The sequence below is a fragment of the Thalassolituus sp. UBA3500 genome, from assembly GCF_002377545.1.
Classification (GTDB): domain Bacteria; phylum Pseudomonadota; class Gammaproteobacteria; order Pseudomonadales; family Oceanobacteraceae; genus Thalassolituus.
The window spans coordinates 12,834-39,504 of the sequence record NZ_DFQB01000013.1; the positions used below are offsets into that span (position 1 = coordinate 12,834).

The following is a 26,671-nucleotide window of genomic DNA, read 5'->3' on the forward strand; positions in this document are numbered from 1 at the left end:
CGGGAAGAAGCTTCCCTCCTACAGGGTCGTCACACGATATTGTAGGAGCTCAACGCGAAGCTTGAGCGATACCCTGAGTCTGTCGAGCATAGCCAGGCAGGCTGGCTTAAGCGCTCCTACCCATTTCAAATAGCGCGAATAGCCTACGGCTGATTCACTCCCACAGGAACCAGTGTGTGGTTCTATGCCACACAGGATGAAACCCCGCTGTCTTTCCTGTAAAATGCCGCGTCATTTTCATACGTTAGACAGCGACAGGGGTACCCACCTTGGAAATCAATCCAATCGTCGAACAGATTAAAGACCTTCAGGCACGCACCGACGTGCTTAGGGGGTATCTTTGACTACGCCAACAAGGTTGAGCGTCTCGAAGAAGTAGAACACGAACTGGCTCAGGGCGATGTCTGGGATGACCCGGACCGCGCGCAGGAGCTGGGTCGCGAACGGTCTTCTCTGGAAGCCGTCGTTAAGACCATCGATACCCTGGATAGCGGTCTCGGCGATGCCAAAGATCTGCTTGATATGGCGGTCGAAGAAGACGATGAAGATGCCGTTGACGAAGTTAAAAGCGAATTGGATGGCCTTCAGTCCGAGCTGGAAGTTCTGGAATTCCGCCGCATGTTCTCGGGCGAGATGGACGAGAACAACTGCTACGTAGAAATTCAGGCTGGCTCGGGTGGTACCGAGGCTCAGGACTGGGCCAACATGCTGCTGCGTATGTACCTGCGCTGGATCGAAGCGCATGGCTTCAAAGGCGAGCTGATGGAAGTCTCCGAAGGTGAAGTTGCAGGCATCAAAGGTGCTACGATTCACGTTCAGGGCGAATACGCTTATGGTTGGCTGCGTACTGAAACAGGCGTCCACCGCCTGGTACGTAAGAGCCCGTTTGATTCGGGTAACCGCCGTCATACCTCATTCTCATCGGTATTCGTTTCTCCGGAAGTCGACGACAATATCGAAATCGATATTAACCCGGCCGATCTCCGCATCGACGTATACCGTGCCTCAGGTGCTGGTGGTCAGCACGTAAACCGGACAGAGTCAGCGGTACGTATTACGCACTTGCCGACCAATACCGTGACTCAGTGTCAGAATGACCGCTCCCAGCACAAGAACAAAGATCAGGCGATGAAGCAGATGAAAGCCAAGCTCTATGAGCTGGAGCTGCAGAAGCGCAGTGCTGAATCTCAGGCGCTTGAAGACAGTAAAGCTGATATCGGCTGGGGCAGCCAGATTCGTTCGTACGTTCTCGATGATGCGCGTATTAAAGATCTGCGCACCAGCGTTGAAACGCGTAATACGCAGGCTGTTCTGGATGGCGATCTGGACCAGTTTATCGAGGCGAGCTTGAAATCCGGGCTTTGACCTTTTTCGCGCATAGCCAGGCGAGCTGGCTGAAGCGCTCCTACGATAAAAGAATCCTGTAGGAGCGCAACGCGAAGCTTGCGCGATGTATATTTGCAGACCAAACAGAATTTAACATTGATCCCTAGAATACCGGGTGCCAAATGACAGATCAGAATCAAACCGCTCAGGACGAAAACAAGCTCATCGCCGAGCGCCGTGCCAAACTCGAAACGCTGCGTGAAAACAGCAAATCTAATGGCCACCCGAACGACTTCCGTCGGGAACATCTGGCGGCTGATCTGAAAGCTGAGCACGGTGAAAAGAGCAAAGAGCAGCTTGCTGAAGAAGGTCACCGCGTTGCGGTAGCAGGTCGTGTCATGCGTCGCGGCGGTCCGTTTATCGGTATTCAGGATGTCACGGGGTCCCTGCAGGTCTACATGGCGAAGCCACTGCAGAAAGAAAGCACCGCGTGGCAGTCACTGGATATCGGTGACATCGTGGCGGCAACCGGCACACTGAGCCTGTCTGGTAAAGGCGAGCTGTACGTTGATGTGGGTGATCTGAGCAACTTCCAGATTCTGACCAAGTCACTGCGCCCACTGCCGGATAAATTCCACGGCCTAGCGGATCAGGAACTGAAATATCGTCAGCGTTATGTTGATCTGATCATCAACGAAGAAACGCGTAATAATTTCCTGATGCGTTCAAAAATCATCGAAGGCATTCGCTTCTATCTGTCGCAGCGCGGCTTTATGGAAGTCGAAACGCCAATGCTGCAAACCATTCCGGGCGGTGCAACTGCGAAGCCATTTGAAACACACCACAATGCGCTGGATATCGATATGTTCCTGCGTATTGCGCCTGAGCTATACCTCAAGCGCCTCGTCGTTGGTGGTTTTGAGCGTGTGTTCGAAATTAACCGTAACTTCCGTAATGAAGGTCTGAGTACTCGCCATAACCCAGAATTCACCATGATTGAGTTCTATCAGGCATACGCCGATTACCGTGACATGATGGACCTGACCGAAGGCATGCTGCGCTTTGTTGCTGAAAATGTCGTTGGTAGCACCACCATTAAATACGGTGAGTCTGAATACGATTTTGCACAGCCATTCCAGCGCATGACCATGGTCGATGCGATTCTGAAGTACAACCCGGATATGGATGCCAATGTACTGAATAATCCGGAAGAAAATATCGATACGCTTAAAGAGTATGCGAAAAAAGTCGGTATTCCTCAGTCTGAGAAACAGTCTGCCTGGGGCCCTGGTAAGTACATCTGCGAAATCTTTGAAGAAACCGCTGAAGAAAAACTCGATCAGCCGACCTTCATTACCGAATATCCATGGGAAGTGTCACCGCTGGCACGCCGTAACGACGACAACCCATTTGTGACTGACCGCTTCGAATTTTTTGTCGGTGGCCGTGAGCTGGCAAATGGCTTCTCGGAGCTTAACGATGCCGAAGATCAGGCCGCTCGCTTCCGTAAGCAGGTTGAAGAAAAAGACGCCGGTGACGACGAAGCAATGCACTACGATGCAGATTATGTCCGTGCGCTGGAGTACGGTATGCCACCAACTGCAGGTGAAGGTATTGGTATTGACCGTCTGGTGATGTTGTTTACCGATTCGCACACCATTAAGGATGTTATTCTCTTCCCACATATGAAGCCGCTCTGAGGCTAGCTACGTTGCCCTGACGGTGGTGAAGGCTGATTCAAAGTGCTCATGTATTACAATACATTCCGCGCTTTTCACCAGCCTTCGCCTTGTCAGGTCTGCCTCGCTGACGCCTCAGCCGCAAGAGGTTAATCGCGTAGCCAGTTTGCGCGACTCTGATAGGTAGGAGGAGATCTTATCCCCAACCTCTCATTGTGGGAGCGAATCAGCCGGAGGCTATTCGCGATGATTTTCAGGCTGATTTAAGAGCACCACACCATGAATAAACCCAGCGAGTTACATCCCTCCTGGCTGGCGGTCATTGGCGATCAGTTTGATCAGCCTTATATGCAGAACCTACGCGACTTTCTCAAAGCCGAAAAAGCCGCGGGCAAAACTATGTTCCCGCCGGGTCATTTAATTTTTAATGCGTTTAATCACACGCCATTCAATAAAACTCGTGTCGTGATCATCGGGCAGGACCCATACCACGGCCCAGATCAGGCCATGGGCTTAAGTTTTTCTGTGCCGCAGGGCGTTAAAGTCCCACCTTCTCTGGTGAATATCTTCAAAGAAATTCATCAGGATCTCGGCTTGAGTATGAGTGGATCAGGTGATTTAACTCCATGGGCTGATCAAGGCGTTTTATTATTAAATGCGACCTTAACAGTCGAGCAGGCGAACGCCGGCTCACATCAGAAAAAAGGCTGGGAAGAGTTTACTGATGCGGCTATTGCTGCACTAAACGCGCAGTGTGAAGGTTTGGTGTTTGTTTTGTGGGGCAGTTACGCGCAGAAAAAGGGTGCGTTTATTGATCGCAATAAACACCTGGTTCTGCAATCACCACACCCGTCGCCTTTATCGGCGCATCGGGGTTTTTTCGGTAATCGTCAGTTTTCAACGATTAATGAATATCTGATGAAGCGTGGTGAGCAGCCGATTAACTGGCAGTTGTAACTGCTATTCGCGCATAGCCAGGTAAGCTGGCTGAAGCGCTCCTACGAGGTGAGTTACGTTGCCGATGTAGGAGGGGATCTTATCCCCGACAATGATCAGGTTAGTCAGGCTGTCGGGAAGATGCTTCCCTCCTACAGGTCTACCACGGATTTTATACCGGCTTCCTCACATAAAACTGGTACATGCCTGCGAAGAGCGCAGGCTCTATCTGTTCCAATGTATGCCAGTCATTTAACGTCAGGTTAGCCGGTGGCAAACGCAGAATTTTCTCTGCGAGCTGTTGAGCGCCCGGTGGTGGCACAATGCCAACCCATTCGAGGTCGGCACTTTCAATCATGCGACGTATTTCCTGCAGATCAAATGTGTGTTCCTGAGTATGGAATAACAGGTCCCGCACACTGCTCATGCTGTAAAAGTCGGGTGACTGCAGAATGGCGCGCCAGCGTCCTTCTCCTTGATGCAGCAGGGCTTCACGGACTGTGCGTATTTCCTGCTCGCTTTGCGGAAGATTGCCATTCAGTTCAGAGCGAAGTTCAGAGATCAGAGTTCTTGCCTGACGACTGTAGAGGGCGAGTTTCATGATGCCACCGGGTTTTAATGCATCAACAAGCGCCTTCAGGCCCGCCTCAGGCGTTTCCATATGATGCAGGACACCAGAGCTCTCAATGACATCAAACTGCTGCCCTAAGCGTTCTGAGACAAGAATATCGCCCAGGATGAAGTCTACTGGCAGGTGATGATGCTCCGCCTGCACTTGTGCGTATCCCAGAGCAGAAGCACTGAGATCCATCGCAGTCACCTGCATACGGTGGAAGTACTTAACCAGTCGCAAAGCGTGGCGGCCGGTACCGCAGCCTGCAACGAGCACACTTATCGGTCCGGACTCTGGCTGCAGATCGTCGAGACGATTCGGAAACAGCGCCTGAAGCGATGCGTAGTAGTCGGTTTTCTGGTTATATCCCAAACTCGTCCAGCGAGGATATGGATGTTCCTCGTATTGAGTTTTTACTTTACGTGATGTGGCGTTGCTGCTGAGCCCAAGTGAAGGAATTACCTTCGCTGCCTCTGCAACGTGCAGAGGTTGATCGAAGCACAGGCTCATCAACTCACTCAGATGATCAGGCCATAGCAGAGCTTTTTCTCTAAGGTCCATGTAGAAAGGTGCTGTACGCAGTGGCTGGTACATCATGGTCAGCAGCATGATCGCGCTGATGTCTTCGGCTTTTAATTCACTTATCTGCAGGATTTTTGCTGCAAGCTGGTTAAGCTGACTGACGAGCGTCTGCTCTTGCTGGCTGATAAACCAGACTGCCTCGTTAAGCTCGATTTGTCCCGACAGGGCGACAACGAAAGGCATATAGCCTGAATCAATGGCAAGATCGCGACTGCTGTTCAGGAGAATGCTCTGGCGTAAGGTAATTAACAGCCGCTCTATTAACGGATCACTGAAATGAAAGCGCATCATGGCTTTAAGCAAGAGTGGATCCGACGCAATGGTTTCCGGCTCGATCGGGCAGCCGGCTTCACTCAGATGTAGTTTGTGCTTGAGCAGTGAGGTGGTGAGGCTTCTCAACTGGTTGTAGTCGACGTCTTTAAACTCGAACCAGCGCAAAAGCTCGCTTTCCAATTCCTGGGAGTAGAAGTCTGCAACGATGTAGCTGGCAGCTTCAAATAATTTACTGCGGATCTGGACATCATCAGAGCGGGTTTTTATCAGCTCACGATACAGTTGAAAGGCCTCGAGATACTCGCCTTGCAGGAGGCGTATGTGGGCGAGGTAAATCGGAGCTTTCGTGCTCGTTTTCGAAATGCGGGTCGCATCCGCAAAGTAATCGGCCGCGAGTGTCTGCTTTCCTTCGATCAGAGCCAGGTGACCTGCGCTGTATAAGAGGCCGGTGCTTTCAGGCTTCAGGCTTAAACCGGTTTGCAGCCAGTGATGGGCTTCTCCATTAGCACCACGGCGCATAGCAATGCGGGCGAGCAGGTTAATACCGGGAATGTAATTGTTGTCAGCCTGCCATGCCTGATAAGCAAGGTCGGCAGCCTGAGACAATAACACTGGGTTGTTTTCCCGGCTGGCCTCATTGTAACAACGGCTGGCGGCAGCGAGCAGACTTCGGTGGTCTGTCTGCCGTGCTGTATTTAATTGTGCTGTCGTTTGTACGCTGGCCATGTGAATAACCTCTTAGCATTTACAGCCCTACGATCAAATTCTGTGCCATTTTTTATATCGTTGATTTTATTGGGGTTTTTAATTTATCTGAACGAGGAGGGCGGCCGCTTGCCGCTGATTGCCGGGCAAGAGCTTGCCGCTTGTGCCGTCTGAAAATTCGCTGAAACTACAAAAAGTTACTAAAGAATTCTGCTCGCAGGCCGTCAAAGAGAGTATCACTTGATTATGCTCATCAGGTTTTTCGGTGGGCTATTTCGGCAGGAGAGTTGTGTATGTATCAATCCGGCGCGTCGCAATACCAAAAGGTAAACGTTACGTCCGAGGTCCTCGATGCGGACCCACATCGTCTGATTCAGCTTCTGATGGAAGCGGCTCTGACTCGTATGGCGCAGGCGAAAGGAGCTATTCAGCGTAAGGATATGCAGGAGAAGGCAAGTTTGCTTGGCAGGGTGAATGAAATCATCCAGACGTTGAAGTCGAGCCTGGATCACACTCAGGGAGGTGAACTGGCCGGAAATCTCGATCGTCTTTATGACTACATGATACGTCGAATTCTGGAAGCGAGCGGGCAGAATAGTACAGACATGATTGATGAAGTTATGGGGCTGATGCTGGAGGTCAAGACGGGCTGGGACGGTATTCGTCAGGAATATCTTGAGTCTGTGCATGGTACTCGCCCTGAAACCGACGAATCAGCATCAGGGCGCCTGTCGAGTTCAGTATCTGCCTGAATTTCCACGACTTTTTTCACTTGTGTGAACTTCCTTGCCCTCTTTTCAGAGGGCTTTTTATTGTCCTGAGGCGCCATATTCTTAGGTATTTCAACAAATTAAGTATAGATTTGGGCTAACTGGATAAGTTTTAACGTCAGAAGTTTGACTTCGTCGCATTTTGATACTTAACTGAAAAGAGGGAAGTCAATCAGTTGGCGTTGATTACGCTGTTCCGTGTTTTATTGAGGGAAAGGGCATCTGCCATGTGGAGAGAAATCAAAATTTTACTTGTCGATGACGACGAACAACGTCGCCATGATCTTAAGGTAATTCTCGATTTCCTGGGCGAAGAAGTTATCGTGGCGGGCTCGTCAGACTGGCGCAAAGTTGCGGATGCCAGCATTGAAGAGAGCACTGAGATCAGTGCAGTAATGCTGGGCGACTGTGATAACCAGTCGCTTGAGAAAACTGTTGAGGCGATGCTTGCCTGGGATAAGGGGCTGCCATTCCTTTTTGTTGGCAGCCAGATACAGGTCGACGAATTATCTGAAAATGTCCGCCGCTGTGTATTAGCCAGCCTGGCGATGCCCCCAAGTTACAATAAAATGCTTGATAGCCTTCACCGCTGTCAGGTGTTCCGCGAACAATATACGCACAACCGCAGTCGCGGTGAGCGACGCGAAGTTCAACTTTTCCGAAGCCTTGTGGGTACCAGCCGTCAGATTCAACATGTGCGTGAGCTGATCATGCAGGTGGCCGATAAAGACGTCAGCGTTATGATTCAGGGCGAGAGCGGCACGGGTAAGGAAGTGGTTGCCCGTAACCTGCATTATCATTCGCATCGCCGTAATAAACCCTTCGTGCCTGTGAACTGCGGTGCTATTCCGGCTGAGCTGCTTGAGAGTGAGCTGTTCGGGCATGAGAAAGGCGCATTCACCGGTGCAATCAACAGCCGTCCGGGGCGTTTTGAGCTGGCAGAGGGTGGTACGCTCTTTCTGGATGAGATCGGTGACATGCCGCTCAATATGCAGGTAAAAATCCTGCGTGTGTTGCAGGAGCATACGTTTGAGCGTGTTGGCAGTAATAAAACCCTTAAAGCGAATGTCCGTGTTATTGCAGCCACGCACAAGAACCTCGAAAAAATGATTGAGGATGGTTCATTCAGGGAAGACCTGTACTACCGTCTGAATGTTTTCCCCATCGATATGCCATCGCTGCGCGAGCGTGTCGAAGATCTGCCCCTGCTGTTGAATGAACTGATTTCCCGCCTGGAAAATGAAAAGCGCGGTTCTATCCGCTTTAACTCGGCTGCAATTATGTCGCTGTGCCGTCATGAGTGGCATGGGAATGTTCGTGAGCTGGCTAACCTGGTAGAGCGTTTAGCAATTCTGCATCCGTACGGTGTTATTGGTGTAAATGAATTGCCGAAGAAGTTCCGTCACGTGGATGAAGACGATGAGCAGTACACACCACCGGTTGTTGCGGACGTCACTCAGAACGAAGGTCTGGCGGGTGTCGACAGCCCAGCCTTGTTACCGGTGAATGGTCTGGATCTGCGTGAATATCTGTCTGACCTTGAGTGTTCGTTGATTCAGCAAGCGCTTGATGATGCCAATGGCGTTGTCGCACGCGCTGCCGAGAAACTCAGTATCCGCCGTACGACACTGGTGGAGAAAATGCGTAAGTACAACATCAACCGCAAAGAAAAAGACATGGCCTGATCAGCCACAGAAGCGGCCTGCATTGGCGGGCCGTTGATTTCAATCCTACCTGACTTTCGTAACCTCTCTTTTTTAAATTATCCTCCCTCTAAGTTTATTGCAGTTGCTGGCACGCTAATTGCCCAATACCTATCAGTGACATTTTTCCGCCGCAAATGTGGTGTTCTGGTGAGGTATTTATGGCGAGTGTGGCATTAAGTTCAGTTCCTGACGATCAGCAGCCCCTGGACCCCAGTGAGCTCAAGCGCGCATTTAACATGTTCAATGAGATGTCGCAGCAGCTGACGGATTCTTACGCCTTTCTCGAAAACAAGGTTGAGCAACTCAGCGGCGAACTGGCGACGGTGTCTGCGCAGCGTATGCAGGAGCTGGGCGAAAAAGAACGTCTGGCCGATCGCCTGGAAAGCCTGCTGCAGATGCTACCTGCAGGTGTTCTGCTGCTCGATGAAAATGGCGTCATTATTCAGAGTAACCCAGCCGCTGAAGACCTTTTATTAGCAGCTTCGGGTGCTGGCACCTTGCTTGGCCAGCGCTGGCGCAACGTGATTAAGCGTTGTTTCAAACCACGCCGGGATGACGGTCATGAAATTTCACTGGTTGATGGTCGCCGCGTCAGTCTGCGCACCGCAGCCATGACCAATGAGCGTGGACAGCTGATTCTTCTTACCGACCTGACGGAAACCCGTGCGTTGCAGTCTCAGTTGGCTCAACACGAGCGCTTGTCGGCCATGGGAAAAATGGTCGCTTCTCTGGCGCATCAGATTCGGACACCTCTGGCAGCGGCGACACTCTACGCGGGCCATCTTAGTTCCGAAGATCTCGCTGAAGAACACCGTATTCGCTTTGCCGGTAAGTTGCAGGAGCGACTTCATCACCTGGAAAGCCAGGTGCGCGATATGTTGATTTTTGCCCGTGGCGAGGCGCCATTAAACGATGATGTGAAAGTAACGTCCCTGTTGGACGGTATTGCCTCGGCCATGGAGGTCGCTGTTGCGCAGAGCGGCGCTGTCTGCACGCTTGAGAATCAAGTGGGGGAAGCTTCCCTTATGTGTAATCGGGACTCTTTAATCAGCGCCGTAATGAACCTGATTAATAACGCCCTTGAGTCCTGTGAGCACCCTATCGAGATCAAATTGGTCGCCCGTCGTGACGAGCAGGGCAGGCTGTGTATCGCCGTCATGGACAACGGTCCAGGCCTGCCGGATGACAAGAAAAACCGCATGATGGAGCCTTTCTTTACAACAAAAAGCAATGGTACCGGGCTGGGTCTGGCCGTTGTGCAGGCGGTTGTTCGTGCTCATCACGGTGATTTCAGATTAACCGACAGCCCACTGGGTGGGGTGTCTGCAGAAATGTACCTGCCGCTCGCACGCGGTTAATTCAAACAGGTATCTAAGAGGAATTATTATGCGCTTACTCGTTGTTGAAGATGATCCGACTCTACGTGAAGCAGTCGTAGATACCCTGAAAATGAAAGGGTACGACGTCAAAGAAGCTCCGAACGGCATCGAGGCTGTGGCTTTGCTGAATCACCATAATTTCGACGTTGTTCTGTCGGATATTAATATGCCTGGCATGGACGGTCTTGAGTTGCTGAATCACATAAAGCAGCAGCACCCATGGTTGCCTGTATTGTTAATGACTGCCTATGGCGATGTTTCTCAGGCAGTTCAGGCGATGCAGAAAGGTGCTGATGATTACCTGATGAAGCCATTCGAATTGCGTGAACTTGAGGCTCTGTTAAAGCCCTATACGCAAGGTGAAACTGAGGTATCGGATAAAGATCAACCTGTGTGTGAATCCTTCGCGTCGCAGCAGTTATTTCAGATGGCCATGCGTGTCGCGGCAACAGATTCCACGGTGTTGATCAGTGGTGAGAGCGGTACCGGCAAAGAAGTTCTTGCCCGTTATATTCACCAGAATTCGCCAAGAAAAAGTGGCCCTTTTATCGCACTGAACTGTGCTGCTATTCCGGAAAATATGCTTGAAGCCATGTTGTTTGGCTATGAGAAGGGCGCATTTACCGGGGCTTACAGTGCTATGCCGGGCAAGTTTGAACAGGCGGATGGTGGCACCATTCTGCTTGATGAAATTACTGAAATGGACATGGGGCTTCAGGCGAAACTGCTGCGAGTGCTGCAGGAGCGTCAGGTCGAACGTCTGGGCGGTAAGAAAACCATTGATCTTGATGTTCGTATTGTTGCCACGACGAACCGTGAACTGGCGGATTACGTAGCCGAAGGTAACTTCAGAGAAGATCTGTATTACCGCCTCACCGTATTCCCTCTGCAGTGGCTACCGCTGCGCGAACGCCGCGACGACATCCTCCCTCTGGCGCGCCGCTTACTCGCGCATCATGCCGATAAAATGAAACGACCAGCACCATCACTGCATGCCGATGCTGAACGTAAGTTGGTAACGCACAGCTGGCCCGGCAACGTTCGTGAGCTGGATAACACAGTCCAGCGTGCACTGATTATGCAGACTGGAAATCAACTGAACGCAAATGACTTTATTCTGACTCCGGTGCCAAAGCATCGTCAGGTCCCGGCACCAGTGTCTGTGGATGTGGCGGATGTTACGCAGGATGAAGGCGAGTTAGGTTCTGACTTACGTACCCGTGAGGTTGAATTAATCGTTCGCGCATTGAAAGAAGAACCCAGTAGAAAAGAAGCCGCTGAACGGCTGGGTATCAGCCCTCGAACACTACGCTACAAGGTGGCGCGCTTAAGAGATGAGGGTGTTGATGTTGAATCTATGGTGCTGGCTGCGTCTTAAGCGCGAAGCTGGCAAGGGGTTTGCAACGTCAAAGAATGCATCGGAAAAATATAGAAAAAGTGTCAAAAATAAGTTGCCGATGCGTTGCAGAAGAGGGTGTAGAAAATGGTTGATCGTGTTGATGTAAGTTCAGTTCTGATGCAGATGCGACAGGTAAAAGATCAGTTGCGTTCGCAGAATGAAATGGCCAGCCAGGGAGTGCGACCAAATGCTGAAATGGACGCCGTTGCACGGATCTCTAAGCAAGCCGAGCAAGCAACCAGCATTAACGAAGTCAGTGGTGATAATACGGTTCCTGATTTCCAGTCCATGTTTAAAAATGCCATCGATAATGTGAATGAAAACCAGCAGACGGCTGCACAGCTGGCAACACGGTTTGAACAGGGCGACCCTTCCATTGATCTGCCAGAGGTCATGATTGCTCTGCAGAAATCCAGCGTTTCTTTTCAGGCGATGACACAGGTTCGTAACAAACTTGTCGAGGCCTATAAAGACATCATGAACATGCCTGTATAACGAGCTGAGCTATGGAAAACGTACCCGCACAAGCAGGCGCCGGCGCTGATGGCGCTAACGCAAACGCTCAGGAACCTCAGGCAAGTAGCACGAATACTGGTGCCGAAGGCTTAAGCGAGAATAGCGCTCCGACATCCGGACATCCTCTACTCGCTGGTTTCAGCAGCCTTCCTATGACGCGTCAGGTGATGGCGATTGGTGGTATCGCACTGGTCGTCGCCATTGGTATTGCGGTCATGATCTGGTCAGGCGAACCCACCTACAAGCCTCTGATTCACCGCATGCAGGATCACAACGCCCAGGATATTGTCGAGATCCTGAATCGTGAGGGTATTCCATTCCAGATTGATCCGACGACCCAGGTTCTGATGGTCGAAGCGGGGGATGTGCACCAGGCACGGATGAAACTCGCTGCGGCCAGCCTGATCGATGATAAAACCGTCGGGCTGGAAGTGCTTGAGCAGGACAGCGCGCTCGGTACCAGTCAGTTTATTGAAAATGCACGCTATCGCCGCGGTCTGGAAGGTGAACTTGCACGTACGGTTGCCAGTGTTAAATCGGTGCGCAATGCCCGTGTTCATCTGGCGATTCCCCGTCAGTCGGTGTTTGTACGTGATCAACGTAAGCCCCGTGCATCGGTATTTGTAGAGTTATATCCCGGCAGTAACCTGAGTAAAGATCAGGTTGAGGCTGTTGTGAATCTGGTCGCAACCAGTGTCAGTGAAATGGATCGGTCTGATGTGTCAGTGGTTGATCAGCACGGCAATCTGCTGTCGAAAATTGAAGATGACACGGAAGAAATGCTGGCAGCCCGCCAGCTGGAATATCGCGAAAAAGTTGAGTCGTCTATTTCTGACGCGGTGAATAATATTCTTCAGCCGGTGCTGGGCTCTGCGAACTACAAAGCGGAAGTGTCGGCAGACATCGACTTTACGATCAGAGAAGAAAGCTCTGAACTCTTTAATCCTGATTTGATTGCGCTGCGCAGTGAGCAGGTCATCGACGAAGAAAACATGTCAGAGGCTGGTGGCGGCATTCCTGGTGCGCTTTCTAACCAGCCTCCGCCAGAAGCAGCTGCTCCGGAAGAAGCCATTGGCACGGGGGCCGGCGGTGCGGGTGCGGCAGGTAAGCGTCGCTCAGAAGCAACTCGTAATTACGAGGTCGATCGTACACTGAGCTATCGCCAGCATTCGGTCGGAGATATCCGTCGCCTGACCGTTGCGGTAGTAATTAACGACAAAGCGGTGCTTGATGCGGATGGGAACACCACGACGCAGCCATGGACTGTGGATGACCTGCAGCGCCTCGAAACTCTGGTGAAAGATGCCGTTGGCTTTAATGCGGCTCGAGGTGACAGTGTGAACGTCATCAACTCTCCATTCATGGGTGATGATTCGCTGACGCTGGGCGAACCTGATATCTGGACTCAGCCCTGGTTCTGGGAACTGGTAAAACAGGTGCTGGCGGGATTGTTCGTTCTGATCCTCATATTCGGTGTTATCCGTCCTACTATTAAGAGCATTACAAATAAAGGTCGGGAAGAAAGTGACTTACTGCTCGATGAGCTTGAAGATGCTGAAGCCGGTCTGGATGATGATAAGGTGACACTGGCGGGCATGGATGAATATCTACTTCCCGGTGCGTCAGAAAGTTATGAGCGTCAGCTGGATGCCTTGAAAGGGCTGATCGCAGAAGATCCGGCCCGGGTCGCTCAGGTAGTTATTCAGTGGGTAAACGACGATGCCGGATAATACGATGCCCGAGGCGGGCAATGCACTAGCTAATCTCAACCGCACAGAGCGTGCTGCGATTCTGTTGATGTCTCTGGGCGAGAAAGACGCTGCCGAAATCCTGAAACACATGGGCCCGAAAGAGGTTCAGCGTGTAGGTTCGGCCATGGCCACTCTTGCGAGTGTGAACCAGACTCAGGTTGAAGGCGTGGTATCAGAGTTCCTTGATGCTGTCAGTGGTCAGACCGGCATGGGGCTTGGCGCTGATGACTACATCCGTAATATGCTGACGCAGGCTCTGGGTCAGGATAAAGCGGGCGCACTCATAGACCGGATTCTTCTTGGCGGTAACACCACAGGCCTGGATTCATTGAAATGGATGGAGCCGCGTCAGGTTGCTGACCTGATTCGTCACGAGCACCCTCAGATTCAGGCTATTGTTGTGTCATACCTGGACGCGGATCAGTCGGCGGAAGTGCTGTCTTTATTTGATGAGAAAGTCGTCCTAGACATCATCATGCGTGTTGCATCGCTCGAGGCCGTTCAGCCAGCGGCACTGCAGGAACTTAACGATATCCTTGAACGCCAGTTTTCTGGCAAGGCAGGCACACAAACCACGACCATGGGTGGTATCAAATGCGCGGCCAGTATTGTTAACTTCGTGGATAGCACGATTGCCTCTGAGCTGCTTGAGCAGATTAAAGAGGTCGATGAAGATCTGGGTACCCAGATTGAAGACCTCATGTTTGTCTTCGATAACCTCGTTGACGTTGATGACCGGGGTATTCAGACCCTGCTGCGCGAAGTGTCGACCGACCTTCTGGTGCTGGCATTAAAAGGGGCAGATCCGGGCGTTCAGGAAAAGATATTCAAGAATATGTCGAAACGCGCTGCCGAGCTGTTACGTGATGATCTGGATGCGAAAGGGCCGGTCAAACTCAGTGACGTTGAAGGCGCTCAGAAAGAGATTCTTACCATTGCCCGTCGTCTGGCTGATGCCGGTGAAATTATGCTGGGCGGTGGTGGTGAGGCCATGGTGTAACCCATGACCGAACTGAAGAAACGTGATGCGCCGATTCCTGCTGAAAGTGCGGAAGAAGCGCGTCCGTGGCGACTGCCGTTCTGGACTGAGCCTCCTGTTCATACTGTCGAGCGTGAACCCGATCCCGCAGATTCAGATGACGAGTCTACCGGTAAGGCAGACGCTGACAGTAATGAATCCCCTCCTAATTTCCCGACGGCCGAAGAACTGGAAGCGATTCGCCGGGAAGCCTACAACGCCGGTTTAGAGCAAGGCTTGGTCGAAGGGCGTCAACAGGGTCATAAAGACGGCTACGATGCTGGCTTCGCCGAAGGTCAGGCCGATGGTCAGGCTCAAGGCTTTGATGCTGGTAAAAAAGAAGGTTCGACTGCGGGCTTTCAGGAAGGCAAAGCGTTAGGCAGTCAGGAAGTCACTGACGAGGCACAGCGCCTGCGTCAGATTAGTGCCACGCTCACGGCGACACTCAAAGAGCGTGACGCTGAACTGCCTGATGTTATGCTGATGCTTCTTACCCGGCTCGCCGAACAGGTGCTAGAGCACGAATTGAATTCTGGAGCCGATAGTATCGCGCAGTTTGTCGACAAGGCCATTGCTGCTTTACCTTCAGGTGAGGCGTTGGCAAAGGTTTACGTTTCCGAAGCCGACTCTGAACTGATGGCATCCCATTCTGCAGCGAATAAATTGCTTGTCGATAAGACGTTGAATGCGGGCGAATGCCGTGTCGAAAGTGAAAATACCCTGGTTGAGTATTCAGTCAGCGAAAGCCTTCAGCAAACAATCGTCGCACTGGCGAATAAATTATTGACGGCGTCTGACGGTTATCCTGACGACTCCATTGGTGAGTTCGTTCTGGTTGATGTATCAGAGGATACAGAGGCAGATGATGAACTGGATGGCTACGATGATATTGAAGAGATCACTCAGGGCGATGTTCAGCAGCCGGCGGCATCAACATCAGAAGCTCTGGAGCCCGAAACTCAGCAGTCTGAAACTCAGCAGTCCGAAGTTGAGCAACCTGAAACTGAAAACGGCGCAGGGTTAGAACAGAGCACGGAACAAAACACACAAACAGACACGGAACCAGACACAAATCCGGATTTGACGACGGAGGAATCAGACGATGACTCTGAGCAGCCGTTGGCGTGATCTCACACCCGAGGCGGTGTATCAACCGCGTACATCCGGTCGTCTTGTGCGCATGGTCGGTCTTACGCTGGAAGCTATCGGTATCGATGTCCGTACAGGTGATCGTTGCCGGGTAGAGCGTCCGGGTGGCGGTGATGTTGAGGCAGAAGTTGTCGGCTTTGATGGACAGCGTATTTTTCTGATGCCGATTGAGCAGGTTGATGGACTGCGTCCTGGGGCACGGGTCTGGCCGTTGCAGGGCAGTGCGGATGTACCGGTTGGTTTCTCTCTTCTGGGGCGGGTTGTTGACGGTGCCGGCCGGCCATTGGATCTTGATGGCCCGCTTCTCAATACCGAATCCGGAAATCTTCAGGGGCGCTATATTAACCCGCTGCACCGCGCACCCATCCGTGAAACGCTCGATGTTGGTATTCGCGCCATTAATTCCATGCTGACAGTAGGACGCGGACAGCGTATCGGTTTGTTTGCGGGTTCGGGTGTCGGTAAAAGTGTGCTTCTCGGTATGATGACGCGCTTCACCAACGCTGATGTCGTCGTGGTTGGTCTGATTGGTGAGCGTGGCCGTGAAGTTAAAGAATTTATCGACGAGATTCTCGGGCCGGAGGGCCTTAAGCGTGCCGTTGTGATTGCATCACCTGCCGATGATTCGCCCTTGATGCGTCTGAGAGCCGCCATGTACACGACCTCGGTCGCTGAATTCTTTCGCGATCAGGGACTTAACGTTCTTATGTTGATGGATTCATTAACGCGCTATGCACAGGCGCAGCGTGAGATCGCTCTGGCTGTGGGTGAACCGCCAGCCACGAAAGGCTACCCACCTTCAGTATTTAATAAGCTTCCAAAGTTGGTCGAGCGTACGGGTAATGGTCAACAAGGTGGTGGGTCTATTACGGCGTTCTATACGGTATTGAGTGAAGGCGACGATATGCAGGACCCGATTGCCGATGCCAGTCGGGCAATTCTGGATGGTCATATCGTCCTGTCCAGGAAACTGGCGGAAGAAGGGCATTATCCAGCGATTGATGTCGAGGCTTCCGTCAGCCGTGTGATGCCTCAGGTTGTCGACGAAGGCTGGCTACAGCAATCGCAACTGTGCCGCCGTCTTATGGCGCATTATCGTCAGAATCAGGATCTCGTCGCTGTTGGGGCGTATCAGGCTGGCACGGACCAGGTGCTGGATGTCGCGATAGATCGTATGCCACAGATCAAAGCCATGCTCAGGCAAGGGCTGACCGAAGGTGCTGATATTGCGAACAGCCGTAAGGCGCTCAATGATCTGTTCCCAGGTGCAGATAAGTGACCTATCAGCATCCTCGCTCTAAACGATTGGCCGTCGTGCTTAACCTTAAGCGAAGAGAAGAAAAAGAGGCGCTTCAGCGCTGGGGTGATATTGAGCAGCGTCTGACCGCCGAGAGAGACAAACGAACGCAGCTGGACACGTACGCTCAGGAGTACCGCCGTCAGATCACCAGCCCGGCGGACCAGAGTGTCGCTGCCGGACAAATACATAACTCTCTCGAATTTATCGGTCAGATAGAGACTGCTCTGGCGCAACAGGATACGCAACTCAAGGAACTTGAGGCTCTCAGTCAGCGTGCGCGGGATGCCTATCTTGAGATTCATCATAAAGCCGATGCATTGGAGAGCATGATCGATAAGCTTGAAGACGAGCACAAGCGGACTATCAGCCGCGCTGAACAGCGTGAAGCGGACGAGTGGGCCAACCGTCGTCGCTGATTATCCAAATCGCATATTTCCTGACTTTCATACCTTCATTTAGCGATCTATAAAAAAAACACCACATTGTGTGGCAGCTCACAGATTGCCTACTAATCTTAAGGTCATGTCCATGACCGGAATAAAACCATGACCGACACCAGCCCAGTTAACTGTGGTAACCGCCTTAGCATTGATCAGGCTGAAGCTCTCCTAGAGAAGCTTGAGGCTGCAGTGCAAGCAGGTGGGGATGTTGTTCTTGATGGCAGTGAGGTGCAGTACTCGGATACAGCGGGTTACCAGCTTCTGATCAGCCTCCGGAAAACGCTGGAAACCACAGGTAACAGCATTCAATGGCATGCGGTCTCTGAAAATATCCGGGAGATAACGGGCTATCTTGGCCTCAAGCAGGCGATAAACCTGCCAGATTAATTATTCGTTTACTAAGAGGGAGTACTCCTATGACGAGTATTTTAGCGGTCGATGATTCGGCATCCATGCGTCAGATGGTGAGTTTCACACTGAAAGGTGCGGGCTTTGACGTACGCGAAGCGACTGACGGTGTGGAGGCGTTAGAAATCGCTAAAACGGAGAGTTTTGACCTGGTGCTGACCGACGTAAATATGCCAAACATGAATGGCATTGAGTTGGTGAAGAATCTTCGTCAACTCGACAATTATAAGTTTACCCCGATGCTTATGTTAACCACCGAATCGGCAGGTGACATGAAGATGCAGGGCAAACAGGCAGGTGCTACCGGCTGGATCGTGAAGCCGTTTAATCCGGATCAATTGCTGAGTACGATCAAGCGCGTTCTGGGGTAAGCACATGAGTGTCGATCTGTCGCAATTTCATCAGGTATTTTTCGAAGAAAGTTTCGAAGGCCTGGACGTTATGGAAAGTGAGCTGCTGGATATGGACCCTGCAGATGTCGATGACGAGACCGTCAATAATATCTTTCGCGCGGCTCATTCTATTAAAGGTGGCGCAGGTACATTTGGCTTTATGCCTGTGTCTGAGTTCACACACGTTCTTGAAACCTTGCTTGACGAAATACGCTCCGGAAAACGCTCCATGGAGCCCCGCTACGTCGACCTTTTTCTGCAGTCGGTCGACTGTCTGCGTGGCATGCTTTCCGATATGCAGGATGGAAACGATCCAGAGACAGAACGCCCTGCCGAGTTGCGTAAAGAATTCGAGGTGATTCTTGGAATGGAGCAGGAGAGTGCTGCTTCAGAAAATACCGACGCAGACTCTGACGAAAAAGATCATGGTTGGTTAATCGATGTACACCCTCATACCGATCTGCTGATGACCGGTAATGAACCCTTCCGTATGTTCCGTGAATTGCGCGAACTGGTCGGGGAAGACAGCTTTGATGTTACCGCCGATATCGACAATGTCCCAGAACTGAGCAGTCTGACGCCAGAAGAATGCATCATCAACTGGCAGATCAAAGTCACGACCTCAGTGCCACTCGAAGATATCAAAGCGATTTTTGAGTGGGTCGAGGATGAGTGTGATCTGACCTATTCGCCTCTAACGGGTGATGCAGATACCACTGCGGATAACAGCACAATACCGGATCAGAAAGCCCCTGAAGAGCAGGAACAGCAATCTCAAGAGACACCAGAGGTTGTTGCGGAAAAAGCACCTGTGATCGCTGAGGCTCAGAAAGCTGCGAAGCCTGCAAAAGCTCCGAAGAAGGCCGCCGAAAGCTCATCAATACGGGTGTCCATCGATAAAGTCGATAGCCTGATTAATATGGTCGGTGAGTTGGTGATTACCCAGTCGATGCTGGGGCAGCTTGGACAGGACTTTGATCTGAGCCGTCTTGCAAAATTACAGGAAGGCTTGTCTCAGCTGGAACAGAATACGCGCGAACTGCAGGAAAGCGTCATGAAAATACGCATGATGCCGATCAGTTTTGCCTTCAGTCGCTTCCCGCGTCTGGTACGGGATCTGGGTGGTCAGCTCGGTAAGAAAGTTATTCTCGAAACCATCGGTGAGCAGACGGAACTTGATAAAACGGTGATGGAAAAGATCAACGATCCTCTTGTGCACCTCGTTCGTAACTCAATGGATCACGGGCTTGAGACAACAGAAAAGCGTATCGCTGCCGGTAAATCCGAAGAGGGAACCATCACCCTGAATGCGTACCACCAGGGCGGAAATATCGTTATTGAAGTGGCAGATGACGGCGCGGGTCTGAACGAAGACCGGATTCTGTCGAAAGCCATAGAAAAAGGTCTGGTACCTGAGAACAACAACCTGACCCCAGAAGAAATTCACAACCTTATCTTCCTGCCGGGTTTCTCAACAGCAGAAGCGGTGAGCGATATTTCTGGCCGTGGTGTTGGTATGGATGTGGTGCGTCGGAATATTCAGGCGCTGAATGGCAGTATTGAAGTGAAGTCTCAGCGTAACGTGGGTTCCACTTTCATTATTCGCTTGCCACTGACACTCGCTATTCTCGATGGACAACTCGTTAAGGTCTGCGAAGAAACGTACATCTTCCCGCTGGTATCGATTGTTGAATCCATCCAGATTCACAGATCTTCACTGAATCATGTCACCGGTAGCCAGTACGTCATGCAGCTGCGCGATGAATATATTCCGATTGTAAGACTCGATCAGATCTTTGGACTGCGTGATGACAAAGATGTTGTCGATGAAATGATGCTGGTGGTTGTTGAAGGTGACAACGAGAAAATTGGCATCGTGGTCGATGATCTTCTGGGCCAGCAGCAGGTCGTTATTAAGAGTCTTGAACAGAATTATCAGAAAGTGTCCGGTATTTCGGGCGCCACAATTCTGGGTGATGGAACCGTTGCTTTAATAATCGACATTTCCAGTATCGGTAAAAATATTGTTCCTGTTAAACGAAACCAGAACCGCTCTGAACGAGCTGCATGAGGTCCGGGATGGAAGAGCTTAAGAAAGAAATAGTTTTGCCCGAAGGCGACATCGGCGACGAGCAGCAATACCTGACGTTCATCATGTCAGGTGAAGAGTACGGTGTAGATATTCTGGCTGTTCAGGAGATTCGCGGCTGGGAAGAACCCACTTTGATCCCTAATGCGCCCTCGTACATCCGCGGTGTGATCAACCTCCGGGGAACCATCGTTCCTATTATGGATTTGCGCCTGAGATTCGGTCTCGATGAGGCAGATTATACCGCAACCACTGTTGTCATTATTCTGAAATTTGACAGTGACAATGGCGAGCGCGTGATGGGTATTGTTGTCGATGCTGTATCCGATGTTTATACCATTGCCGACGAAGATACCCGTCGACCTCCAGAACTTACGGAGGACGACAACTCAGATTTTATAAAAGGTCTGGTGAACGTGAACGAGAAGATGGTCATTCTGCTCGATGTAGAAGAGCTACTGATGCTACGCATGGGTATGGCTGCAACTCCTTATTCTATTGATGAAGATTAACTGCCGTAAGGTATTTGCCTGAAGAAGGTACAGGAAGGTAACTATGAGCTTTTTCCGCAATATCATTTCCGGTGGCGCAGCCATCGACCCTAATAAAATCCGTGAAATGGAAGGGAAGCTGGCTGCGATTGAGAAAAGTCAGGCTTCTATTGAATTCAAGCCGGACGGAACGATTGTCACAGCAAATCAGAATTTTTTGGATGCGATGGGCTACCGCCTGGAGGAGATACAGGGCCAGCACCACAGTATTTTTGTGTCGGCTAAGTACGCTAAAACTCCAGAATACGCGGCCTTCTGGAATTCTTTGGCACGTGGAGATTTTCAGACGGCGGAGTTTGAGCGCTTTAATAAAGCTGGCGAGAGTATCTGGATTCAGGCGACGTATAACCCAATCTTTGATGAAACAGGCAAAGTGGTGAAGGTTATTAAGTACGCAACTGATATTACCGAGCAGAAACGCCGGAATATTGATTTCGCGGGCAAAGTAGAAGCGATCAGCCGTGCCCAGGCCATGATCGAGTTTACGCCAGAAGGTGAGATCCTGACGGCGAACGATAACTTCCTGAAGACTCTGGGATATCAGCTAAGCGAAATTCAGGGGAAGCATCATCGCATGTTCGTGAAACCAGAGTATGCAAACAGCCCTGAATACGCAGAATTCTGGAAGAAGCTGGGACAAGGTGAATTCAGTGCCGATGAGTTCGAGCGTGTAGCCAAAAATGGTAGCTCAGTCTGGATTCAGGCGACTTATAACCCTATCGTCAATGATGATGGTGATGTCGTTAAGGTCGTGAAATTTGCCTCAGATATTACCGAGCAGAAAGCCAGGGCTGTGGTCAATGAGAAGAATGCTCAGATCGCCAGTGCATTGAAGTTGTGTCAGGCAACGGTGATGATGGCAGATAATGATCTCAACATTGTTTATATGAACGATGAGATGGTGAAAATGCTTCAGAATCGTGAAGCAGACATCCAGAAGCATCTCAGTAACTTTAAAGTGTCGGAGTTGATCGGCACCAACGTCGATAGCTTCCATAAAAAGCCTTCGCATCAGCGAGGCATTCTGCAGTCTTTGGATGGGCCTATCGAAACTCAGCTGTCGTTCGATGACGTCAAGTTTGATCTGACTGCATCTCCCTGGTACGACGCCGATGGTAACCGCATTGGTACCGTGGTTGAGTGGGTTGATATGACCGATATCCTAAAAGCCCGTGAAGAAGAAAAGCGGATTGCAAACGAGAACCTTCGCGTACGTCAGGCACTCGACTCTGTCAGCACGAACGCCATGATTGCAGACACTGACGGCAATATCATTTATATGAACGAAGCCGTTGAAAATATGATGAAGGACTCTGAAGCGGATCTGCGTAAGGACCTGCCTTCATTCAATGCCTCGGCCTTGATGGGCGCGAACATCGATACATTCCATAAGAATCCTGCGCATCAGCGCTCTATGCTGGCTGCCTTAACACAGACCTATAAAACCCAGATCGAGGTTGGTGGTCGTCATTATTCGTTGATCGCTAACCCGATTATCAATGAAAGTAATGAGCGTCTGGGTACGGTTGTTGAGTGGACAGATCGTACCATTGAGGTTCGTGCTGAGCGTGAGATCGATACCATCGTTGAAGCCGCCGCGGGTGGAGATCTGTCGCGTCGGATCGACACTATCGGTAAGCAAGGTTTCTTCCTTGGTCTGGCCGAAGGCCTCAACCGTTTGCTTGGTATTGCGGATGATGTTGTTAACGATACCGTACGTATCTTCGATGCTCTGGCGCATGGCAATCTGACCCGCAAAATTGAAACAGACTACATGGGCTCATTTGGCAAGCTCAAGCAGGACGCGAACTCAACAGTTGAGCGCCTGACCGAAATCATGACCCGTATCCGTGAGTCTGCTTCGACCGTTGCTACGGGCGCGAGTGAAATTGCTCAGGGCAACGCGGATCTGAGTAAGCGTACTGAGTCTCAGGCTTCGAGTCTGGAAGAAACCGCTTCCAGCATGGAAGAAATGACCAGTGCGGTGAAACAGACCAGCGAAAATTCTGTACACGCCAACGAGCTGGCAAGTTCGGCGAAGAACAAAGCGGAAGAAGGCGGCGAAGTCGTTGAGAAAGCTGTCACTGCGATGGATGAAATTAATCAGGCCAGTAAGAAAATCTCAGACATTATCGGTGTAATTGATGAAATCGCCTTCCAGACCAACCTGCTGGCACTGAATGCCGCCGTTGAGGCAGCGAGAGCTGGAGAGCAGGGACGGGGCTTTGCGGTGGTTGCCGGTGAGGTAAGAAACCTGGCTCAGCGTTCTGCCGGAGCAGCAAAAGAGATCAAGGATCTGATCCGCGACAGCGTAGACAAAGTTGAAGCTGGCACGTCACTTGTGAATGCATCGGGTAAAACTCTGAACGAAATTATCGGTGCGGTTGATCGTGTATCGGCCATGATTCAGGAAATCAGCACTGCGGCGGCTGAGCAGTCTGCAGGTATCGATCAGGTGAACAGCGCGGTTGCCCAGATGGACGAAATGACCCAGCAGAATGCTGCTCTGGTTGAGGAGGCAACTGCGGCTGGTGAGGCAATGGCCGGACAGGCTCAGGGTATGACTCAGCTGATGGAATTCTTCACCGTTGATGCGTCGTTTGCATCGGGGTCTATGGCGATGGATGCTCCAGTCGCGGCAGCGCCTTCTCAAGCTGCGGCTCCTACAGCGACAAAAGCTCCGTCCGCACCAGCTGCTGATCAAGGTGGGCTGTCGGTCAGTAATTCTCATGATGACTGGGAAGAGTTCTGATCAGGTATGAACGCACATGTGTCTGATAAGCCCCTGTTAGCCGACAAAGAGTTTTTAATGACAGAGCGCGATTTCGATGAGATCGCAGCTCTTGCTCTTAAACATACGGGGATTGTTCTCGGTCGCCATAAAGCGAATATGGTTTACGGACGTATAGCTCGCAGGCTGCGTCAGACGGGGTATCGAAACTTTGCAGATTACCTGGCGTATCTTAAAGACAATTTTAGGGACGAATCGACAAATTTTATAAACCTAATTACAACCAATCTGACGTCTTTTTACCGGGAGCCTCATCACTTTGATTTTTTGAGGGATACGGTCATCCCGGAATTAAAGAAAAAATCAGATAAGAAGGTCAGAATCTGGTCTTCTGGTTGTTCCATCGGTCAAGAGGCGTACACAATCGCCTTTACCCTCGCTGAAGCGCATTTGGCTTCATCATTTGATGTGAAAATTCTCGCGACCGATCTTGATTCAAATGTTGTCAGTACCGGGGCTGAGGGCATTTACCCTGCGGATAGCCTGATGTCGGTGCCTGATGATACGGTTGAACGATTTTTTGAAAAGAACCGGGCTGGTAATCAGGTTCGCGTGAAGAAAAGCATGCGGGACCTGGTGCACTTTAAGCGCCTGAACCTTCTTGAAGGTTGGCCCATGAAAGGAAAATTCGACGTTATTTTTTGCCGTAATGTCGTAATCTATTTCAACAGAGAGACTCAGAAAACCCTGTTCAACCGCTATGCCGATTATTTACCGGTGGGGGGGTATCTGATTATTGGTCATTCTGAGTCGCTGAACGGTCTGACAGACCGCTTTAAGTCGGTGGGTAATACCATCTACCAGAAAATCTATTAAGGGGTCTGCCTATGCATCAGCGCCCACCCGAGCCGAAACCTCTCAGTGGTTTCGAGCATGTCGCGCGATATTGGGATGGGGTTCACAACACCTGGGCCGCAAAAATCCTTCCTGGTGAATTATACGTTTCGACACAGGGAGAGATGATTGCCACCGTGTTGGGTTCGTGCGTCTCCGCCTGCATACGCGACCGTAAGCTAGGTATTGGCGGAATGAATCACTTTATGCTGCCAGAACAGAATGAACACTCAAGCGATGTCTGGGGATCCAACCCGGTAACACAGAACTCACGCTATGGGACCTGGGCGATGGAGTTTCTGATTAACGAGATACTTAAACGCGGTGGGCGTCGACAGAATTTAGAAGTGAAGCTTTTCGGCGGCGGTCAGATGATCGCGTCTATGAGTGATATTGGTCAGCGTAATATTCTTTTTGTATACAACTATTTGCGTAATGAGGGGCTTGAAATCGCCAGTGCTGATGTTGGTGATGTTTACGCACGTAAGGTTCTTTACTTCCCCGATACTGGGTCCGTGAAAATGCGCCGTATCTCCAATGTTAAGAACGATACATTGATGAAGCGTGAAACTGAATATAGCCGCAAAGTTAAAATGGAAGATATGGAGCAGGGAGACAGCGGTATTGATCTCTTTTGAGGGGGAAGTTGTATGAGTAAAATTAAAGTCCTGATCATTGATGATTCCGCTCTCATTAGAAAAATGCTTCGCGAAGTGTTTGATAGTACAGAGGATATCGATGTCGTCGGAGTGGCCAGTGATCCATTGATCGCGCGCGACAAAATTAAACAGTTGAATCCGGATGTCATCACGCTAGACGTTGAAATGCCGAGGATGGACGGGTTGCAGTTTCTCAGTAACCTCATGCGCCTTCGACCCATGCCGGTAGTGATGGTATCGACCCTTACAGAAAAAGGGGCACCCGAGACGCTTGAGGCGCTGGAAATGGGCGCAGTTGATTACATCTGTAAACCCAAAGCGCAAAGCCCTGACGAGTTTTACGAATTTGCAGAAGCACTATGCGATAAAGTCCGGATTGCTTCGCAGGCGCGTGTCGTTGCTGTTGAAACGACAAGAAGCCAGAAAACGACACGAGTCGTGACGCGTGAAACGAACGATAACTACAAACGCATTATTGCCGTGGGGTCATCAACCGGTGGTACAGAGGCCATTTCAGAGGTCCTCTCATCATTACCGGTTAATTGTCCGCCGATAGTGATCAGTCAGCATATTCCTGAGGTCTTCAGTGCCTCACTGGCAAAACGTCTGGATAACCGCTATCCGATGGAAGTACTCGAAGCGAGGAATGATCTTGAGGTGACTCCGGGTCGGGTGATCATTGCTCAGGGCGGGCGTCATCTTCGTTTCAGGCGGAAAGGTGATCAGTTGTTCACTATCGTGGACGATGGCCCGAAACAGAATCTTCATAAACCTTCGGTTGAGGCAATGTTTGATTCATTGCTACAGGTTGCGGGTGGTAAGCGCCTGGTGGCTGTGATGCTGACGGGCATGGGCGCTGATGGCGCAGTTGCCATGAAGCGGCTTCATGACGCTGGTGCCCTGACCATGGCGCAGGATGAGGCCTCTTCCGTTGTTTGGGGCATGCCTAAATCAGCTTATGAGCTGGGTGCGGTTGACGAACTGATTCCTTTGACAGGAATTGCGTCAGAAATGATTAAAAAAGCACGATTGATATGACCACTTTTTGTGGCTTGTGCTAAACCTATTGTACGAGATTTATTTCAGGAGATAGTCGCATGTCTGTACGTGCATCATTGGCGGGTAACGGCCAGGAACTGGTCATTCAGGTTGACGGACGCTTTGACTTCAGTGCTCATCAGGAGTTTCGGGATGCCTATGAAAGTGCATCGCAGGTGCGGAAATATATTGTCGACCTGGGCGGTGCTACTTACCTCGACAGCTCAGCTTTGGGTATGCTGCTTCTGCTGCGCGATCACGCGGGCGGAGACCACTCTGAAATTTCAATTACGAACTGTAATGATGACGTTCGTAAGATTCTGGCAATTTCAAACTTCGAGCAACTTTTCACTATTCAGTAACAGGT

Annotated in this window: 23 protein-coding genes; 22 read left to right on the forward strand and 1 reads right to left on the reverse strand. The window is 50.9% G+C overall.

The window, feature by feature from the left end; all coding sequences use genetic code 11:
• Positions 1 to 269 precede the first annotated feature (269 nt).
• The 3 genes from prfB (at position 270) to ung (ending at position 3,962) form a co-directional block, all read left to right on the forward strand.
• Positions 270 to 1,365, forward strand: a protein-coding gene (prfB, locus tag B2R29_RS03390; protein WP_301179798.1) for a peptide chain release factor 2 whose coding sequence is annotated in 2 segments (ribosomal slippage) — positions 270 to 341 and positions 343 to 1,365 — 1,095 coding nt in all. Because the reading frame shifts where the segments join, the coding sequence is not laid out codon by codon here.
• A 143-nt stretch (positions 1,366 to 1,508) separates the two neighbouring features.
• A complete protein-coding gene (lysS, locus tag B2R29_RS03395; RefSeq protein ID WP_068436284.1) occupies positions 1,509 to 3,026 on the forward strand; it encodes a lysine--tRNA ligase in 1,518 nt (505 codons plus the stop codon).
• Positions 3,027 to 3,284: 258 nt separating this feature from the next.
• Positions 3,285 to 3,962: a uracil-DNA glycosylase gene (gene ung, locus B2R29_RS03400; protein WP_301179799.1), complete on the forward strand. Its 678-nt coding sequence runs from the start codon at positions 3,285 to 3,287 to the stop codon at positions 3,960 to 3,962.
• Between the two features lie 151 nt (positions 3,963 to 4,113).
• Here ung and B2R29_RS03405 read toward each other — a convergent pair whose 3' ends face one another.
• Positions 4,114 to 6,135 carry a class I SAM-dependent methyltransferase gene (locus B2R29_RS03405; protein WP_301179800.1) on the reverse strand — a complete coding sequence of 674 codons (2,022 nt, stop codon included), beginning with the start codon at positions 6,133 to 6,135 and terminating at the stop codon, positions 4,114 to 4,116.
• Between the two features lie 272 nt (positions 6,136 to 6,407).
• Here B2R29_RS03405 and fliS point away from each other — a divergent pair, with 272 nt between their 5' ends.
• The 19 genes from fliS (at position 6,408) to B2R29_RS03500 (ending at position 26,666) form a co-directional block, all read left to right on the forward strand.
• On the forward strand, positions 6,408 to 6,866 hold the full coding sequence (gene fliS / locus B2R29_RS03410) for a flagellar export chaperone FliS (protein ID WP_301179801.1): 459 nt from the start codon (positions 6,408 to 6,410) through the stop codon (positions 6,864 to 6,866).
• 245 nt (positions 6,867 to 7,111) lie between these two features.
• The gene (locus tag B2R29_RS03415; protein ID WP_301179802.1) at positions 7,112 to 8,569 is read left to right on the forward strand and encodes a sigma-54 dependent transcriptional regulator; all 1,458 of its coding nucleotides are present in this window, start codon (positions 7,112 to 7,114) and stop codon (positions 8,567 to 8,569) included.
• 179 nt (positions 8,570 to 8,748) lie between these two features.
• Positions 8,749 to 9,948 carry a sensor histidine kinase gene (locus B2R29_RS03420; RefSeq protein WP_301179803.1) on the forward strand — a complete coding sequence of 400 codons (1,200 nt, stop codon included), beginning with the start codon at positions 8,749 to 8,751 and terminating at the stop codon, positions 9,946 to 9,948.
• A 28-nt stretch (positions 9,949 to 9,976) separates the two neighbouring features.
• Complete coding sequence (locus tag B2R29_RS03425; RefSeq protein WP_301179804.1) at positions 9,977 to 11,347, forward strand: sigma-54-dependent transcriptional regulator; 1,371 nt, start codon at positions 9,977 to 9,979, stop codon at positions 11,345 to 11,347.
• A 105-nt stretch (positions 11,348 to 11,452) separates the two neighbouring features.
• A complete protein-coding gene (gene fliE, locus B2R29_RS03430) occupies positions 11,453 to 11,863 on the forward strand; it encodes a flagellar hook-basal body complex protein FliE (RefSeq protein WP_297532837.1) in 411 nt (136 codons plus the stop codon).
• An 11-nt stretch (positions 11,864 to 11,874) separates the two neighbouring features.
• A complete protein-coding gene (gene fliF / locus B2R29_RS03435) occupies positions 11,875 to 13,614 on the forward strand; it encodes a flagellar basal-body MS-ring/collar protein FliF (RefSeq protein ID WP_068436139.1) in 1,740 nt (579 codons plus the stop codon).
• A gap of 4 nt (positions 13,615 to 13,618) precedes the next feature.
• Positions 13,619 to 14,635: a flagellar motor switch protein FliG gene (gene fliG / locus B2R29_RS03440; protein ID WP_301179854.1), complete on the forward strand. Its 1,017-nt coding sequence runs from the start codon at positions 13,619 to 13,621 to the stop codon at positions 14,633 to 14,635.
• A gap of 3 nt (positions 14,636 to 14,638) precedes the next feature.
• Complete coding sequence (locus B2R29_RS03445) at positions 14,639 to 15,781, forward strand: FliH/SctL family protein (RefSeq protein WP_301179805.1); 1,143 nt, start codon at positions 14,639 to 14,641, stop codon at positions 15,779 to 15,781.
• Positions 15,756 to 17,081 carry a flagellar protein export ATPase FliI gene (gene fliI, locus B2R29_RS03450; RefSeq protein WP_301179806.1) on the forward strand — a complete coding sequence of 442 codons (1,326 nt, stop codon included), beginning with the start codon at positions 15,756 to 15,758 and terminating at the stop codon, positions 17,079 to 17,081. The genes B2R29_RS03445 and fliI overlap by 26 nt, the downstream gene beginning before the upstream one ends.
• Complete coding sequence (gene fliJ, locus B2R29_RS03455; protein WP_301179807.1) at positions 17,078 to 17,518, forward strand: flagellar export protein FliJ; 441 nt, start codon at positions 17,078 to 17,080, stop codon at positions 17,516 to 17,518. Before fliI ends, fliJ begins: the two co-directional genes overlap by 4 nt.
• Positions 17,519 to 17,647: 129 nt before the next feature.
• Complete coding sequence (locus B2R29_RS03460; RefSeq protein ID WP_068436130.1) at positions 17,648 to 17,929, forward strand: STAS domain-containing protein; 282 nt, start codon at positions 17,648 to 17,650, stop codon at positions 17,927 to 17,929.
• A 29-nt stretch (positions 17,930 to 17,958) separates the two neighbouring features.
• Positions 17,959 to 18,321: a response regulator gene (locus B2R29_RS03465; protein ID WP_068436128.1), complete on the forward strand. Its 363-nt coding sequence runs from the start codon at positions 17,959 to 17,961 to the stop codon at positions 18,319 to 18,321.
• A 4-nt stretch (positions 18,322 to 18,325) separates the two neighbouring features.
• The gene (locus B2R29_RS03470) at positions 18,326 to 20,413 is read left to right on the forward strand and encodes a chemotaxis protein CheA (protein ID WP_301179808.1); all 2,088 of its coding nucleotides are present in this window, start codon (positions 18,326 to 18,328) and stop codon (positions 20,411 to 20,413) included.
• An 8-nt stretch (positions 20,414 to 20,421) separates the two neighbouring features.
• A complete protein-coding gene (locus tag B2R29_RS03475; protein WP_301179809.1) occupies positions 20,422 to 20,943 on the forward strand; it encodes a chemotaxis protein CheW in 522 nt (173 codons plus the stop codon).
• Positions 20,944 to 20,986: 43 nt separating this feature from the next.
• Positions 20,987 to 23,734, forward strand: coding sequence for a methyl-accepting chemotaxis protein (locus B2R29_RS03480; protein WP_301179810.1), 2,748 nt, complete (start codon positions 20,987 to 20,989; stop codon positions 23,732 to 23,734).
• An 18-nt stretch (positions 23,735 to 23,752) separates the two neighbouring features.
• A complete protein-coding gene (locus B2R29_RS03485) occupies positions 23,753 to 24,589 on the forward strand; it encodes a CheR family methyltransferase (RefSeq protein WP_301179811.1) in 837 nt (278 codons plus the stop codon).
• Between the two features lie 11 nt (positions 24,590 to 24,600).
• Positions 24,601 to 25,245, forward strand: coding sequence for a chemoreceptor glutamine deamidase CheD (cheD, locus tag B2R29_RS03490; protein WP_068442297.1), 645 nt, complete (start codon positions 24,601 to 24,603; stop codon positions 25,243 to 25,245).
• 12 nt (positions 25,246 to 25,257) lie between these two features.
• Positions 25,258 to 26,304, forward strand: a complete 1,047-nt coding sequence (locus B2R29_RS03495; protein WP_301179812.1) for a protein-glutamate methylesterase/protein-glutamine glutaminase — start codon at positions 25,258 to 25,260, stop codon at positions 26,302 to 26,304.
• 59 nt (positions 26,305 to 26,363) lie between these two features.
• Positions 26,364 to 26,666: an STAS domain-containing protein gene (locus B2R29_RS03500; RefSeq protein ID WP_068438777.1), complete on the forward strand. Its 303-nt coding sequence runs from the start codon at positions 26,364 to 26,366 to the stop codon at positions 26,664 to 26,666.
• The last annotated feature ends 5 nt before the right edge of the window (positions 26,667 to 26,671 follow it).